At 41.3% G+C, this 16,518-nt stretch carries 16 protein-coding genes; all 16 read left to right on the top strand.

The genetic code is table 11. The annotated features are described in order from the left end of the window. Positions 1 to 119 precede the first annotated feature (119 nt). The gene (locus D6856_RS01245) at positions 120 to 908 is read left to right on the top strand and encodes an amino acid ABC transporter permease (RefSeq protein WP_092243644.1); all 789 of its coding nucleotides are present in this window, start codon (positions 120 to 122) and stop codon (positions 906 to 908) included. Further along, on the top strand, positions 892 to 1,668 hold the full coding sequence (locus D6856_RS01240) for an amino acid ABC transporter ATP-binding protein (protein ID WP_120685401.1): 777 nt from the start codon (positions 892 to 894) through the stop codon (positions 1,666 to 1,668). The genes D6856_RS01245 and D6856_RS01240 overlap by 17 nt, the downstream gene beginning before the upstream one ends. A 104-nt stretch (positions 1,669 to 1,772) precedes the next feature. Then, positions 1,773 to 2,660: a YicC/YloC family endoribonuclease gene (locus D6856_RS01235; RefSeq protein ID WP_120685400.1), complete on the top strand. Its 888-nt coding sequence runs from the start codon at positions 1,773 to 1,775 to the stop codon at positions 2,658 to 2,660. Further along, positions 2,653 to 2,916: a DUF370 domain-containing protein gene (locus D6856_RS01230; protein ID WP_120685399.1), complete on the top strand. Its 264-nt coding sequence runs from the start codon at positions 2,653 to 2,655 to the stop codon at positions 2,914 to 2,916. The genes D6856_RS01235 and D6856_RS01230 overlap by 8 nt, the downstream gene beginning before the upstream one ends. Beyond that, the gene (gene gmk, locus D6856_RS01225; protein WP_120685398.1) at positions 2,906 to 3,526 is read left to right on the top strand and encodes a guanylate kinase; all 621 of its coding nucleotides are present in this window, start codon (positions 2,906 to 2,908) and stop codon (positions 3,524 to 3,526) included. Before D6856_RS01230 ends, gmk begins: the two co-directional genes overlap by 11 nt. A gap of 51 nt (positions 3,527 to 3,577) precedes the next feature. Next, positions 3,578 to 3,772: a DNA-directed RNA polymerase subunit omega gene (gene rpoZ, locus D6856_RS01220; protein WP_120685397.1), complete on the top strand. Its 195-nt coding sequence runs from the start codon at positions 3,578 to 3,580 to the stop codon at positions 3,770 to 3,772. A 115-nt stretch (positions 3,773 to 3,887) separates the two neighbouring features. Then, complete coding sequence (rimO, locus tag D6856_RS01215) at positions 3,888 to 5,243, top strand: 30S ribosomal protein S12 methylthiotransferase RimO (RefSeq protein WP_120685396.1); 1,356 nt, start codon at positions 3,888 to 3,890, stop codon at positions 5,241 to 5,243. Then, positions 5,240 to 5,782 (top strand): CDP-diacylglycerol--glycerol-3-phosphate 3-phosphatidyltransferase, encoded by a 543-nt coding sequence (pgsA, locus tag D6856_RS01210; RefSeq protein ID WP_120685395.1) that lies wholly within the window; start codon positions 5,240 to 5,242, stop codon positions 5,780 to 5,782. The genes rimO and pgsA overlap by 4 nt, the downstream gene beginning before the upstream one ends. Beyond that, positions 5,769 to 7,607, top strand: a complete 1,839-nt coding sequence (locus D6856_RS01205; protein ID WP_120685394.1) for a DEAD/DEAH box helicase — start codon at positions 5,769 to 5,771, stop codon at positions 7,605 to 7,607. Before pgsA ends, D6856_RS01205 begins: the two co-directional genes overlap by 14 nt. Before the next feature lie 38 nt (positions 7,608 to 7,645). Then, on the top strand, positions 7,646 to 9,322 hold the full coding sequence (locus tag D6856_RS01200; RefSeq protein WP_120685393.1) for a hypothetical protein: 1,677 nt from the start codon (positions 7,646 to 7,648) through the stop codon (positions 9,320 to 9,322). Between the two features lie 15 nt (positions 9,323 to 9,337). Then, positions 9,338 to 10,543 (top strand): ion transporter, encoded by a 1,206-nt coding sequence (locus D6856_RS01195; protein WP_120685392.1) that lies wholly within the window; start codon positions 9,338 to 9,340, stop codon positions 10,541 to 10,543. Between the two features lie 13 nt (positions 10,544 to 10,556). Then, the gene (locus D6856_RS01190) at positions 10,557 to 11,396 is read left to right on the top strand and encodes an HAD-IIA family hydrolase (RefSeq protein ID WP_243113983.1); all 840 of its coding nucleotides are present in this window, start codon (positions 10,557 to 10,559) and stop codon (positions 11,394 to 11,396) included. Further along, positions 11,393 to 12,784, top strand: a complete 1,392-nt coding sequence (locus tag D6856_RS01185; RefSeq protein ID WP_120685391.1) for a tetratricopeptide repeat protein — start codon at positions 11,393 to 11,395, stop codon at positions 12,782 to 12,784. Before D6856_RS01190 ends, D6856_RS01185 begins: the two co-directional genes overlap by 4 nt. A gap of 23 nt (positions 12,785 to 12,807) precedes the next feature. Next, positions 12,808 to 13,476: a thiamine diphosphokinase gene (locus tag D6856_RS01180; protein ID WP_120685390.1), complete on the top strand. Its 669-nt coding sequence runs from the start codon at positions 12,808 to 12,810 to the stop codon at positions 13,474 to 13,476. Between the two features lie 34 nt (positions 13,477 to 13,510). Beyond that, positions 13,511 to 14,686: a cation diffusion facilitator family transporter gene (locus D6856_RS01175; protein WP_120685389.1), complete on the top strand. Its 1,176-nt coding sequence runs from the start codon at positions 13,511 to 13,513 to the stop codon at positions 14,684 to 14,686. A 24-nt stretch (positions 14,687 to 14,710) separates the two neighbouring features. Further along, entirely contained in the window at positions 14,711 to 16,453 is a 1,743-nt protein-coding gene (locus D6856_RS01170) for a DUF4153 domain-containing protein (protein ID WP_120685388.1), read from the top strand. Positions 16,454 to 16,518 lie beyond the last annotated feature (65 nt).

Raw genomic sequence — 16,518 nt, 5'->3', positions numbered from 1 at the left:
AAGAGCATTGGAGGGCTTTGTATACTCCAATGCTCTTTTATGCCGTAATTGACGATGTGTATCGGCGATGGATATAATGGAAATAACGTTAATTAAGCAATAGTTGGAGATTATTACTTATGGATAATTTTGTACAGATTGAGAATTTCGGAAGGATAGCTCCTTACTCGCAGCTCTTTGTTCAGGGCGTGATAGTAACGGTTATGCTCTCTGTTTTTACCGTGGCGATCGGATTTGTTTTGGCTATAATCTTATCAGCCATGAGAATGTCTAATTTCTGTCCTTTCGCTTTTTTGGGACTTGATAAGGAAGGACATCAAAAAGAAAGGGGATTCGGAGTTGCTTTGAGTAAATTCAATCCTTTATCTTTTATAGCAACAGCCTATGTTGAGATCTTAAGATCGACTCCTGTAATCGTGCAGGTTGCCATAATCTATTACGGTGTATTCGGAGCCCTTATTGAGCTTCCGAGTTTTACTTTCTTTGGATTTATCAAATTTGAAAGATTTTTCCCCGGCGTGGTGGCTCTCGGAATGAACTCCGGAGCATATCTTTGCGAGATCATGAGATCGGGAATCCAGTCTATAGACGGCGGACAGACTGAGGCGGCAAGGAGCCTTGGAATGAGTTGGTTACAGAATATGAGATATATCATAATGCCTCAGGCAATAAAGAATATCTTGCCTGCGATCGCCAATGAGTTCGTTGTTATCATAAAAGAGTCGGCTATTACTTATACAATAGGTGTTCAGGACATTATGTCGGCTGTTAACGCGGTTCGAGGAGCGACATTTATAATTATCGAGCCTTTGCTTGTGGCTACGGCGATCTATTTCTGCTTATGTTTCCCTACAAGCAAACTTATAGCACACTTTGAGAGGAGGATGAGCCGTGGAGACAAGAGATAAGATCATTCAGGTTACTGATTTGGAAAAACACTACAATTTCGGCGCCATCAAGGCTCTCGACGGTGTGACTGCCGAGATAGACAAGGGAGACGTTGTGGTTGTCATCGGTCCTTCGGGAAGCGGTAAGTCTACATTTCTTAGGTCTCTCAATCTTCTTGAGGAGCCCACGGGCGGTGCTATCATATTTAATGATGTAGATATTACCAAGAAAAAATATAAGGATGAGAACGGCAAGTGGGTCAAGGTCAACATGGATATTCACAGGCAGAAGATGGGAATGGTTTTCCAGCATTTCAATCTTTTCCCTCACAAGACCATCATGGACAACATGATACTTGCACCCGTTAAGGTCAAAAAAGTTCCGGTAGAGGAAGCAAAAACCAAGGCTCTTGCCCTTCTTAAGAGAGTGGGCCTTGAGGATAGAGCGGATGCGTATCCCATACAGCTCTCCGGCGGTCAGAAGCAGCGTATTGCTATTGTGCGAGCTCTTATGATGGAACCTGAGGTTATGCTTTTTGATGAGCCCACATCGGCTCTGGATCCCGAGATGGTAGGCGAGGTTCTTGATGTTATGAAACAGCTCGCTACAGAAGGCATGACAATGGTTGTTGTCACTCATGAGATGGGCTTTGCCCGCGAGGTCGGCAATAAGATCCTGTTTATGGCAGACGGTAAGCTCCTTGAACAGGGAACTCCGGAAGAAATCTTCGGTGCTCCCAAGCATCCGAGATTACAGGAGTTCTTGAGTAAGGTATTGTAAGAAAAACGCGCATTTTCGGGGCAATTAACATTGACCGAAATATTGCGATATATTATAATGACTTGTGTATTACTATGCCCAAAAATAAGGGAGGGTACCTACTTATGGTATGCAGTATGACTGGGTTTGGCAGGAGTGAAGTCACAGAGGGTCAGCGCAAGTATATTGTTGAGCTTAAATCTGTAAACAATCGATACCTTGATATCAATATCAAGATGCCCAAGAAATTCAATGCATTTGAGTCTGCAATTCGTTCCGAATTAAAAGGATATATGAAACGAGGCAAGGTTGATGTATTCATCAGCTATGAGGATTTCTCGGAATCAGATTCCAGAGTTAAATATAACAAGGCGATCGCAGAAGAATATGTTACTTATTTAAAAGAGATGGCTTCCGATTTCGGACTTGATCAGGATATAAAGATATCTTTTTTGTCCAGATTTCCTGAAGTATTTACTATGGAAGAGGAAGAACTTGATGAGGAAGAGGTCTGGGCAGGACTTAAGAAGGCTCTTAACGAGGCCGGACAGAAGTTCCTTGATTCCAGGATAAAAGAAGGCGAGTTCCTTTGTAACGATCTTACTTCCAAGCTTGACGGTATGCGCGAGAATGTTGAATATATCTCAGAGCGTTCACCCGAGATCATCAAGGAATATAAGAGCAAGCTCAGAGAGAAGATCAGCGATCTTCTTGAAGATAAGCAGATAGATGAGAACAGGCTTGCCATGGAAGTTACGATATTCGCCGACAAGGTGTGTGTAGATGAAGAGATAACAAGACTTCGCAGCCATATCGGTGCTACCAAGGATACTCTTTTAAGCGGTGATGACAAGGATGGAATCGGAAGAAAACTGGATTTCCTTGCACAGGAGATGAACAGAGAAGCCAATACTATTCTTTCCAAATCCACAGATCTTAAGATCTCGGACAGAGGAATCGCACTTAAGACCGATATAGAAAAGGTAAGGGAGCAGATTCAGAACATTGAGTAAACTCATCCATGTGGGCTTTGGCAATATAGTCAACGCCGATAAGATTATCAGTATAGTCAGTCCTGATGCGGCCCCTGTAAAAAGGATGGTCCAGAGGGCCAAGGAAGACGGAACAAGTGTTGATGCAACACAGGGCCGTAAGACCAAGGCTGTCATAGTCATGGAAAACGGTATGCTTGTTTTGTCGGCTCTTTTGCCCGAAACAATCAGCGGCAGGACACAGATGGAGAGTGAGAGTATTGCAGATGAATCGTAAAGGTATTATAATCGTTGTCTCGGGTTTTTCGGGAGCAGGTAAGGGAACTATCATGAAGGCGCTTACAGCCAAGTATGATCAGTATGCATTATCTGTTTCGGCAACTACAAGATCACCCAGAGAAGGCGAAGTTAACGGTAGAGAGTATTTCTTCATTACCAATGAAGAGTTTGAGAAGCTTATTGAGGAAGACGGACTTATAGAACATGCCAAGTATGTCAATCATTACTACGGCACGCCCAGGAAGTATGTTGAGGACAAGCTTGCACAGGGAATAGACGTCATCCTTGAGATAGAGATACAGGGTGCGCTTCAGATCAAGAAGCAGTATCCGGATGCGGTATTATTGTTTGTTATGCCACCTTCCGCACAAGAGCTTGAAAAGAGACTTCGCGGCAGAGGAACGGAGACCGATGATGTTATCAGGCAGCGCCTTAACAGAGCGGTTGAAGAGTCGGTTGGCATAGAGAATTATGATTATATAGTCATCAATGATAAGCTTGAGGACAGTGTAGAAAATGTGCATAAGATCATAAATGCGGCACATTTAAGTCCCGGCAGGAATCTTGATTTTATAGAAACTATCAGAGAGCAGCTTAAGAAATTATAATATAAATAATCGGCTGTTTATTGCGGAAGAGTCCGCAGGAAAGGAATTATTATGATACATCCTTCATATGTAGATCTCATGAAAGTTGTTAACAAGGGCGTTGAAGAAGGTGAGGAGCCTGTTATCAGCTCAAGATATTCTGTAGTTATGGCTACAGCCAAGAGAGCAAGACAGATCATCGCAGGTGATGAGCCTATGGTTAGAGTTAAGGCTAAGCAGAAACCTCTCTCAATCGCTGTTGATTAGATGAACGAGGATACACTCAGAATTCTTACGGATGAGGAAAAGGCAGCACTTGCAAACGCTGCGGAAGTTACGGAAGAAGTAGCTAAGGAAGCAGAGAATACTGAAGAAAACTGATATGAAGATAATATTTGTGTCGCTTGGATGCGACAAGAACAGAGTCGATACCGAGGTTATGCTTGGAATACTTCGAAGCAGAGGCTATGACTTTACGGACGATGAGAACGAAGCGGAAGCAGCAGTTGTTAACACCTGCTGCTTTATCAATGATGCCAAACAGGAGAGCATAGACACAATCCTGGAACTTGCAGATATGCGAAAATCCGGCAAGCTTAAGGCGCTTATTGTTACGGGATGCCTTGCACAGAGATACAAAGAGGAGATCCAAAAGGAAATCCCCGAGGTGGATGAGATTCTCGGAGTTACGGCAACAGATAAGATCATTGATGCAATCGATGAAACTCTTTTCAGAAACAAGTTATTTTCTCACAAGAACTATTTCTATGATATCAACAAGAAACCCGTCGGTGGTATGGACAGAGTTATCACTACGGGAGGTCTTTTTAACTATCTGAAGATAGCGGAAGGTTGTGACAAGCGTTGCACCTACTGCATTATACCCAAGGTTAGAGGCGGATACAGAAGTGTTCCCATGGAACAGCTTCTTGAAGATGCCCGGAAGCTTGCAGAAGCCGGAATCACCGAGCTTTTGGTTGTTGCTCAGGAGACAACTTTATACGGAGTAGACCTTTACGGTGAAAAGAAATTACCCGAGCTTCTTCATAAGCTGTGTAAGATAGAAGGATTTAAGTGGATCAGGATATTGTATTGTTATCCGGAGGAGATAAATGAAGAGCTTATACAGACGATAAAGAGCGAGCCAAAGATATGTAATTATCTTGATATTCCAATACAGTCGGGGTCTGATAATATCCTTAAGAAGATGGGAAGGCGCACGAACAACGCGCAGATACGAAGCCTTGTTAAAAGACTTCGCGATGAGATACCCGATATCTGTATAAGGACTACACTTATAAGCGGGTTCCCGGGAGAGACGGCAAAAGATCACAATGAGACAATGGCTCTTGTCAGGGATCTTAGGTTTGACAGACTTGGTGTGTTTACGTATTCACAGGAGGAGGACACACCTGCTGCAACAATGCCGGATCAGGTTACGGAGAGGGTTAAGAATACCCGTAGAAATAAGCTTATGCGTCTTCAGCAGGAGATTGCATTTGAGGAAGCTGAGAATATGGTCGGAAGAACACTTGATGCGGTTGTGGAGGGGCGTATCGGTGATATTGAGGATGACGGCACATATTCCTACGTTGCAAGGACGTACAAAGATGCGCCCGATATTGACGGCTATTTGTTTGTTACCGGCGTAAGACGTGAACTTATGACCGGAGATTTTATCAAAGTTCGAATCACAGGTTCTAATGAATACGACCTGATAGGGGAGGAAGTACGATGAATTTACCTAATAAATTAACTGTAGCAAGAGTGGTTTTGATTCCTTTTTTTGTTTTCTTTCTTTTGAGCGATCCCTACAATGATATTTTAAAGTGGGCAGCGCTTGCGACATTTATAATCGCATCACTTACAGATCTTTTGGACGGAAGGATTGCCAGAAAGTACAATCTTGTAACTGACTTTGGAAAGTTTATGGATCCTCTTGCCGATAAGCTGTTGGTATGTTCTGCAATGATCGGACTTGTAGAACTCGGAAGAATCCCTGCGGTTATTGTTATTACTATTATTGCAAGAGAATTTATAATCAGCGGTTTCAGACTTATAGCCGCAGATAACGGAAGAGTTATTGCCGCAAGCTACTGGGGCAAATTTAAGACTACTTTCCAGATGCTTATGGTAGTGCTTATGATCGCCAATATAGGCGGTCCTGTCATGCCTACGATTACCACAGTTATTATGTGGATAGCTCTTGCGCTCACAATTGTTTCACTGATTGATTATCTGGTGAAGAATAAGGATGTTTTGAATGGAAGTAAGTAAGAAAAAAGAAGAAGTAAGGGTCAGATACGATGAATCCGGCCTTGATGAAAGAATTATCCGCGCTGTAAGCGAGATGGGTTTTGAATATATGTCTCCCATACAGAATGCGGCGATTCCCGTTATGATGGAAGGTAAGGATATTATTGGCCAGGCTCAGACGGGAACCGGAAAGACAGCAGCTTTCGGTATACCTCTTTTGGAAAAGGTAGACCCTGAGAATAAGCATTTACAGGCGGTTGTTCTGTGTCCTACAAGAGAACTTGCGATGCAGGCAGCTGACGATATCAGAGATTTTGCGAAATATATGCACGGGATCAAAGTCCTTGCCGTATACGGCGGACAGGACATTTCCAGACAGATAAGAGCACTTTCAGCCGGAGTTCAGATTGTTGTCGGTACTCCCGGCAGAGTTATGGACCATATGCGCAGACATACCATGAAGATGAAGAGCGTAAGAGTTCTTGTACTTGATGAGGCGGATGAGATGCTCGACATGGGCTTTAGAGAGGATATAGAGACTATCCTTGACGGAATGCCGGAAGAGAGGCAGACAGCTCTTTTCTCAGCTACCATGCCTGAACCGATCCTTCAGATAACAAGAAAGTATCAGAAGGATGCAGAGTATATTAAGATGACTCCCAAGGAGATCACGGTTGCCGCTATTGAGCAGGCATATTACAGAGTTCCTCAGAAGATGAAAGAGGAAGTTCTTGTAAGACTCCTTGACTATTATAATCCGGGAAGAACTCTTATTTTCTGTAACACCAAGAAAATGGTAGATCAGCTTGCCGAGAGCCTTAAAGGAAAAGGCTATCTTGCAGACGGGCTTCACGGAGATCTTTCTCAGAATCAGAGAGACACCGTTATGAATCTTTTCAGAAAAGGAAGGATCAATATTCTTATCGCTACTGATGTTGCGGCAAGAGGAATTGATGTAAGCGGTGTTGAGGCTGTATTTAACTTTGATATCCCCGAGGATATCGAATATTACGTTCACAGGATCGGAAGAACGGGTCGTGCCGGAAAGAGCGGAAGATCGTTTACTCTTGTCGGTGGACGTGAGATGTACAAGCTTCGCGAGATTGAGAAGGTATGCCATACTCGTATCGAAGAAAGACGCGTTCCTTCTGCAAAAGAGATCACGAGGGCGAAATCTCAGAAGGTATTTGCCGAGGTTATTGATATTATTGAGAATTCCGATATTTCATCGGTTCTTGAGTTTGTTAATCAGAAGATTGAAGAGGGCGAATATACAGCCGAGCAGCTTGCTGCAGGCTTTATGAAGCTTAAGATGGGCGCCGATCTAGAAGATCTTGTTCTTTTTGAAAAGAGAAGTGACAGAAGAGACGGCTATGGAAGAAGAGGCAGAGGCGATTCACGCGGCTCATATTCAAGATCTCGTGACGGTAAGTCCGGAGATAGGAGACGCAGCTATAAGGGCGATCGCAAGTATGACGACAGAAAGCCCGGAGACAGAAGATCAGGCGGTAAGAGAAACGATGAGAGATCACGTGACGGAAGAAAGTCTGATGACAGAAGAAAAGCTGAGGATAGAAAGCGTAAACCCAGGAAACAGGCTTCCGAAGGTTTTGAAAATGTCGGAAGGATAAACATAAAGGGTGAAGGTTCTACCAAGGCGTGGTATCTTGATTCAAACGACAACAAGCGTCCTGCTAAGAAGAGCGAAGATACCAATACCATGAACGTTTCTAAGACAGACAAGAAGAAAATCAAGTCTGATAACAAGAAGAGAAGCCTTGATTATCTTCAGGATGTAAGTGATCTTGTAATGGAGAGCTTCGGAAAACGCAAGAAAAATAAATAAACTGAAATTAAATAACGCATAAGGAAATGGGTACTGTGATGAAGAAAAAGACATTATATATTGCTTGTATATCATTATTGATATGGGCATTGTGTGTATGCTTTGGTTATGTATCATATGACGTGAATGATGACGCCGGCATGAATATGGCCGCGGCAGGTGCATATGGGATCTTCTCGCAGTACCTTGTTTATACCAATATTGTTCTGGGATATATGATAAAGTTTTTTTATTTTATCTTTCCCGGAATAAACTGTTATCTTTGGTTTTATCTTATAACCGACTTATTTGCGGTAATCATGCTGACGCTGGCTTTTTCGGATAAACTGTCAATAAAGCATTCTGTTATCATCACTGTTTTTCTGAATTTTCTTTTGGCCGGTGAATTTTATATTCATATCCATTATTCCAAATCAGCGGTACTTTATGTTGTTGCCGCAAGCATTTATATGATCATGCTCTTTAGGCGTGATGAAAAGGTTGATAAGATATCTTTTTCTTTGGCATCCTTAATGCTTGTATTGGGATTTTGCGTAAGGATTCAATCCTTTGAAAGTGTATTGCCTTTTGTATTTGTATTGTTCGTATTTGGAGCATGGGCTTTAAGAAAAACGGACAAACTTATGCGATACAGATTATTGCTCATCCCTTTTGCAGCATGTGTTCTTTGTTTTGCAATTAATTATCATGCTTACTACATGACGCAGTGGCGCGATTTTAAGGTGAGTGACGATATCCTTATAAAAGTCAGAGACTTTGGAATGTATGATTATTCCAACGGCTCAGAGGATTATGAAGCTGAGGGGATAACAGCTGCGGATTTTGATATGATACATCATTGGATGTTCAATGATCCGGAGACGTTTAACGAAGCAAACTTAAGAAAACTTGAGAGCGTTGGAGAGAAGCATAATAACAGCGGCCTTGGCCTAAACATGAGTGTACTTAAGAGTACAGTAAAGGAGTTTGTATCCAGATTCGGAAACAGGACTCTTGCAGGCCTTTTGATGGTGATCGTTTTACTTTCACTTGCGATAGGTGACAGATGGCTTATTGCTCAGAATATCATTTATGCGGCGCTTTCTTTTGCCGAGTATTATTATCTGATCTTTAAGGGAAGATTCTTTTGGAGAGTTGAGATCATCATATGGCTTTCGGCTGTCTTGATTAGCGGCTTTATTGTTGTGGATCATCTTTCTTCTAAGATTGAAAAGAAAGATAATATTACCGAGCTTTCAAAGAGATTCGAAAAGATTGCTGTATGTGCCGTTTTGTTATTCCTTATAGCTACCGTATTTATCAAGTCCGAGGTGATGGATAATTCCAAATTTACCAACGGCGATAGCAAGTATGAAGATTTTCTCAATATACGAGAAGCAAAAGGACATTTCGTGATATATAATATAGCTGATTACGGAATGCTTCTTGGAGCTAAGGATATTTTTGATATAGACCGTAAATATGCGGATTATTATGCGAATATCACCGAGATGGGCGGAAACGGTAATTCTCCGAGCGGTTTATATTTTGCCGGAAAGGCAGGTATTTCCAATCCGGCCAAAGCATTGTTTGAAAACGAAAACGTATTTTTTGTAAGTGATGATGAAGCCAAAGATACCTTGATGGGTTATCTCAATGAGAAATACGGACCGGGCATAGATGCAAGATCGGTTGAAGTTGACGGAGTGGCAGCCTGGAAGTTTTATACTAATTAAATACAGGAGGGGGTAATGAGTAAAGGCACGAATACAAAGAGCAGAAGAATAAGAGCTAAGCTGTTTAACATGGTAAGCGTGGGTGTTGTCGATGAGCCCATAAACAGATTGTATGATGTTATCAGTATTATTGCGCTGGCTTTGAATCTGTTTTCAGCTTTTGCGATTACCTTTGATCATATGGAGCAGAACTACGGTTCGCTCCTTCTTGCTATAGAAGCAGTAACGACATTTTTCTTTGCGGTGGATTATGTTCTGAGAGTTTTTACCGCTCCGGAACTTTATCCGAAGGAATCCGAGAGATATGCACCTGTTAAATACGCGGCATCGTTTACCGGTGTTATCGACCTTATATCATTCCTGCCGTATTATATGCCGTTTTTCTTCCCCAGAGGAACTGCGGTGTTTAAGCTCTTTAGAGTGGCAAGGATACTAAGACTTTTTAGGATCAATTCCTATTACGATCAGCTCAATGTTATCACTGAAGTAATCAGCCGCAAAAAGCAACAGCTGATGGCATCGGTATTTATCATCCTGATACTCATGATGTCAGCGAGTCTTTGTATGTACAGTGTGGAACATGAGACGCAGCCCGAAGTATTTCAGAATGCTTTTTCGGGAATCTGGTGGTCCGCGTCGACTCTTTTGACTATAGGCTACGGTGACATTTATCCAAGGACCGTTGCCGGTAAGATACTTGGAATAGTTATAGCTTTCCTAGGCGTCGGAATGGTCGCTATCCCAACGGGTATCATTTCCGCGGGCTTTGTCGAGCAGTATCAGAGACTTAAGTCGATCGGTGAATATACTGAAGAAGAGAATATTCACTTTATCAGAGTAAGACTCGGCGCCGCTGATAAGTGGTGCGATAAGAAGATAAATGAGATCGGGCTTCCGAAAGATATGATGGTAGTTGCGCTCCAAAGAGGTAATGACACCATAATACCAAGGGGCGATACCGTTCTTATGAAGAACGATCTGGTTGTAATGTGTGCCGAGAAGACCAAGGATCTTCAGCCTATCGATCTTAAAGAAATCGTTATAAATGAAGGCCATTCCTGGAACGGAACGGCGATAAGAGATATAGATATTTCAAGACAGAGCTTTATCTTCATGATAAGAAGAAACGGGAAAGCACTTATTCCCAAGGGGAGTCTGTCTCTTAAAGCGGGCGATACCGTGCTGATCTACGGTAAGCATGTCCAAAATGAAAATGTTTAGGCGGTAGTTTTTTATGATGTTTGATCTTGATACGAAGAAAGAAATCCTTGATAAAACGGAGCTTTTCGTCCTTGATATGGACGGCACGTTTTATCTTGAAAATGATATTTTAGACGGTGCGTTGGACTTTTTGGAAGCGGTCAAAAGAGCCGGTAAAAGATATATCTTTTTCACCAATAATTCATCGACATCGGCTGAGCTCTATATAGAAAAGCTCGCCAAGATGAATTGCCATATAACAAGAGATATGATCATGACTTCGGGCGATGTTATGACGGCATATCTTAATACCAATCATAAAGGTAAATCCGTATATCTTCTTGGCACAAAGCCTTTGGAAGATAGCTTTAAAGCTGCGGGTATCAATCTTTTTAATCTTGAAAATGAAGATGCTCTCGCAAATATGGACAAAAGACCTGACATTGTGGTTGTGGGCTTTGATAAGACACTTACATTTGAAAAGCTCTCCAATGCCTGCACATATATAAGGGAAGGTGCGCTTTTTCTTGCAACCCACCTCGATATCAATTGTCCGATGAAGGGCGGATTTATCCCTGATTGCGGAGCTATTTGTAAGGCTATAGAGCTCTCTACCGGTAAGCAACCGGGGTTTGTCGGTAAGCCATTTAAAGAGACTGTAGATATGGTTGTCGGTGCGACAGGTGTTTCCAAAGAGAAGATTGCGTTTGTCGGAGACAGGATTTATACTGACGTGGCGACCGGAGTTAATAACGGCGCAATCGGAGTTTTGGTGCTTTCCGGAGAGACCAAACTCGAGGACATGGATAAGTTTGATTGCAGTCCCGATGCCGTATTTGAGTCTATAAAAGAGATGGGAGAGCTTTTACGTTGAGTTACTATGATAGAAGAAGGCCTGTAAACAGAGGCAGAAATTCATACAGAGGCAGAAGAAGACGCAGAAAGAGATTTGATTTTAGAAAGGCGGGAATCATAGCTCTTTCTTTTGTTGTGGTATTTATAGCAGGGCTTTTGATATATACGCATCTTCCGAAAGTTAAGGTAAAAAAAGCGATAGCTGCAGGCAATGAATATTCTAAAAATGCCGATTACAACGCAGCGATAGATTCCTATAACAAAGCGATAAGTATAGATTCCAAATCTGTTGTTGCCTATTCCAATATGGCAGGAGCTTATCTAAGCATAGACGATTCCGAATCGGCCAAGAAGATCTTATATGACGGATGGAAGAACACCGAGAATGAAGATCTCCTTGATAATTATCATGCCGTTGTCTTAAATGAAGCGGTTGATAAAATGAATCATAACGCTACCGACATAAGTGTGGTTGAATCCATAGTGAACGTTCTTGAAGAGGATAATGACAACAAGGATGCGATAGAGCTTATTGACGCGGCATATCTAAGATGCTTTGAGGATTCCTACGGAAGCGATATCAATGCTCTTTTCAGACCGGAATTTGTAAAAGGTGAAAAAGAATCCGATTGCTCTTTTGAAAAGTATGAGAGCGTCGTTGACAGGATGATAAACGTCTGCAATGCCAATCCGTCGGATGAGCTTAAATCTGTTATCAGAGAATACCTGATACCTAACGAAAAATCTTTTACGTTGAATATTTCCGATATTTCCGGATACAAAGAACTGATTGGAAGAGCTGTTAACGTAATAGGAAGTGATGATAATATAAAGTCTTTTGAAGCCTGTCTCGACGACAGTCTTAGAGTACAGGCTATATTTGCGGATATTTTTACTCAGCTTGATGTCGGTAATGTAGATGAGCTTAGAAGCTTTGTTGTATCCGATGAGTATCTGGCGCTTAGAGATGTCTTTTTGAATAAAGAAAAGACTCCTTTGGAGAATACAGTCTATGTACCTATCAGCAGAGAGGCAGTGATCTTAAATCAAAAGAACGATGAGTGGAGCTATAGATTCTTAAGCTTTGAAGAGAATCCGTCTACTTCCGGTGTTATAACTCTTTGGGCCAATTATTTCGAAGATGACGGCGTTCAGAGAAATTCGATCTCATATGAACCGGCCTCTATAGAAGACAATATGTATCCACACACCAAGTATTCGGTTACTTATCTTTACAGCTACATTACTTCAGGTAATTCAACAAGGGTAGCCAAAATGAATTACAGGTTGGATACAACCATCGAACTGCGTGACGGCACTGTCGAGGAAACGATCGTCGGTGACTGGGGCGGAGAAAATGAATGGGAAATGGATATAGACACTATTGAATCAAGGATTAAAGCCTGATCCGGCATAGGGAGATATAAGACATGAGAGAACCAAGATGCGTTATTATTTCTGCCGGGAGTTTTACTCCTATAGAAATTCCTCTTGAAGAAGGGGATTATTGTATTGCATGCGATGCGGGATTTATGTATGCCAGAGACCTTGGGATATTGCCGGACTTGATCGTCGGAGACTTCGATTCTCTTAACGAGCTTGGCCCCGATGCCGTAAGAACGCTTGAAGAGATAAGAGAGAGCGACCCTGACAGGATAATGCAGCTTGAAGTCAGAAAAGATGATACTGACACGATGAAGGCTGTTAAGATAGCTCTTTTAAAAGGTTATAAAAAGATCTTTTTATACGGGGCTTTGGGCGGACGAAGGTTTGATCACAGCTTTGCCAATGTACAGACTTTATTGTATATTAAACATAACGGCGGAACGGGATACATCATGGATCATGACAAAATGCTCATGATAGCTGAGAATGAGACCGTCAAGTTTAACAGAGGAAATACCGGGTATATTTCTGTATTTTCTTTATCGGAAAAGGCGGAGGGTGTGACGATCAAGGGACTTAGCTATACTCTTGATAACGGCGAGCTTTCATCCGATTTTCCGCTTGGAGTCAGTAATGAATTTATCATTGATGAGGAGGCTGAGCTGACGGTAGAGAGGGGAACGCTTCTTATCTGTGTGGAGTTTGCAGATTAGAGTTTTGTGCGTTTGACCGCGGCTTGTACAACTTATGATATCTTTTCTTGCAACCTTTTTTATAAAGGATCACAATAACACGGATGATCTTGAAGTAAGGAATAAGTACGGGATTCTCAGTGGAATAGTGGGCATTTGCCTTAATTTCATCTTATTTGCATCCAAGCTTTTTGCGGGTATTATAAGCAGCTCTATTTCTATAACGGGCGATGCGTTCAATAATTTATCAGATGCCGCATCAAGCATAGTTACGCTTGTCGGCTTCAAGCTTTCAGGGCAGGAGGCTGACGAGGAGCATCCGTTCGGACACGGAAGACTTGAGTATATTGCGGGGCTTATTGTAGCTCTTTTTATCATCATTATGGCAGTTGAACTGATGCATTCATCTGTTGAAAAGATCCTTCATCCGAAGGAGACTTTGTTTAACGGCGTTATAGCCGGCATTCTTATTTTTTCCATAATTATCAAGTTAATAATGTTCCAAGGAAATCTTGAGGCTTCAAAAAAGATAGAGAGTGCGGCACTAAAGAATACCGCCATGGACAGTATTTCCGATGTTGTCACAACGGGTATTGTTTTGCTGTCGTCATTTATTTCGCATAAGACGGGAATAATTCTTGACGGATATATAGGTATTCTTGCATGCGTTTTTATTGTAAAGACAGGCTGCGAAGCTGCGCGTGATACGATCAGTCCGCTTCTGGGTGAACCTCCGAGCAAAGAACTGGTAAAAGAAATAAATGAATTTGTTCTTGGTTTTGACGGAGTTCTGGGTGTACATGACCTTATAATACATAATTACGGCCCAGGAAGAAATTTTGTGTCTCTTCACGTTGAGGTTCCCGGAGATAAAGATATCGTTACGGTTCATGATCAAATTGATGATATTGAGAATGAGATCAGAAACAAGTACGGATGTATGATCGTTATACATATGGATCCCGTAGTTACGGATGATGAATTTTCAGAGGCGCTTAAGAGAAAGGTAAAGCACATTGTTGCTGAGCTTGACCCCAATCTTAGCTTTCATGATTTCAGGGTTATTCATGCAAAAGGTGATTGCAGAAGAGTAGCATTTGATTTGACTGTTCCGTATAAATATGATATCAAGGATGATAACATAATTTCATATTTGGATGAGCATATAAAAGGAATCCAGCCTGATATCGTATGTGATATCACAATCGATAAGGCTGATCTTACTGAGTAAATTATTCGTTTTAGGAGGAAAGAGATGTTAGGACTTAAAAGAATAAAAGATGCATTTTTAATGATTTTGAGGGAACACTCGATATCAACTTCGAGTGTTTTTTTATCAATGCTGTTGTATGCGATTACGTCTGACGGCTTTGATAAATATGAATCGGCAGAAAAAGTGATCAATCTGATAGCGACCTTCTTAGTGGTGTTTGCTGTCGGAGCACTGGTATGTGAAACCTATCGCTTATACAAAAAGACAAATGACGGGGATTATGATTTTAAGAATAAAAAGTACATTGTCGCAAATGCCTCGGTAATGGCTGTTTCAGCGGTACTGGGATTTTTTTCCGGAGTTTCTTTGGCTTATGACAGTAAAGATGTTTCAAAGGTAATCGGACTTAACGAGCTGTCTGTAAGGTTTATTTATGAGTATGCGATAAGGATTACTTTTTGCTTTGTGGTTGCAGCAATCTGCGCGACTTTATATTTTTTCTATAAAAAGAGTAAATGTTCATTCGAGATCTATACCGCTAAGGCTTTTTGCGGTCTTTTGAAGGCCGAGCTTGTTTATGCTGTTATTACGATTGGCTTGTTTCTTATAGTGGCGGCGTTCAATGCGCTTTTGTTTGAACTTGACTATAGCGTATATGAGAGACTTTGGATATTTCTTCTTGGACTTGTGCAGTTTCCTTGCATTCTTGTCGGACTTTCCAAGACCGATGGCGAGATCAGTAAATTCGGCAAAGTGATGCTGACTATTGTACTTCCGGGGCTTCTGGCGATTGCTTTTTTGATCGTCTATATCTATATCATCAAGATCATAGTTACGCTTAAGTTCCCTTCAAATCAGGTATTTGGTATTCTTACGGCGATGTTCGCTTTCGGAGTGTTTATCTGGACAATGGCACAGGGAATCTGCGAAGAGAATACAAAGAAGATATTTAGGATAATGCCGCTTATATTTATTCCGTTTATCATCTTGCAGATCATTTCGATGTCTATACGTATTTCAGGTTACGGACTTACTCTTGCAAGATATGCGGGAATAGCGGTAGTTGCATTTGAGATAGGATATTTTGTTTTGTATTTTATCGGTATAGCCAAAAAGAAAGAAGTAATTTATTTAGCGCTTCCTTTGATCGCAGTTATAGTAGTGATCTCTTATTTGGCGCCCGGGATCAATGCATATTCTTCTGTTATAGCATCGCAAAAGGGCAGGATCGTAAAGTACTTCAATAATAAAGACAAAGCAGGTAAAAGAACTGTAAAGGAAGCATCTGAAGCATATTCGACCCTCAGGTATTTTTGCGGAGCTACAGGTGAAATCTATATCAAAAATCATTACAGTGATGAACAGTTAAGAGAGCTGGAAAAGGCTGCGAGAGTTATTGAAGAAAGTGAGAATACTTTAGAATATATAGTAGTACAGAGAGCTGAAGATGCTCATTATAATTTCAGCGTACCGTATACCGATTTTTACAATGTACAAATCCGTTATGATAGAGAGGATGATGGTATTGATCTTAAGACTCTGGAACTTGAAATAGTTTGTAATGAAGACGAAGTTGTCGATACGATCAATATTAATGATATTGTCAGTGATATTATGACCTTGTATAAAGCCGGAGCTGAAGATGATGAACTTAATCGGGTACTCGATAAGAATATACAACTTGAGAACGGCGGTGAACTTGTAATAAGCTGGCTCAGTATTGATCTAAGTGATGACGGTAAGATCATAGATAATGTATACGTAGACGGATATGTGTTTAAATAAGGCATAGAAGAAGATCTCTTGCAAATAATTAACGAATCTGTTATATTTTAGAAATAATATTTAAT

The sequence above is a fragment of the Butyrivibrio sp. XB500-5 genome, assembly GCF_003625505.1.
Classification (GTDB): domain Bacteria; phylum Bacillota; class Clostridia; order Lachnospirales; family Lachnospiraceae; genus Butyrivibrio.
This window is presented reverse-complemented; position numbering and strand designations above follow the sequence as displayed.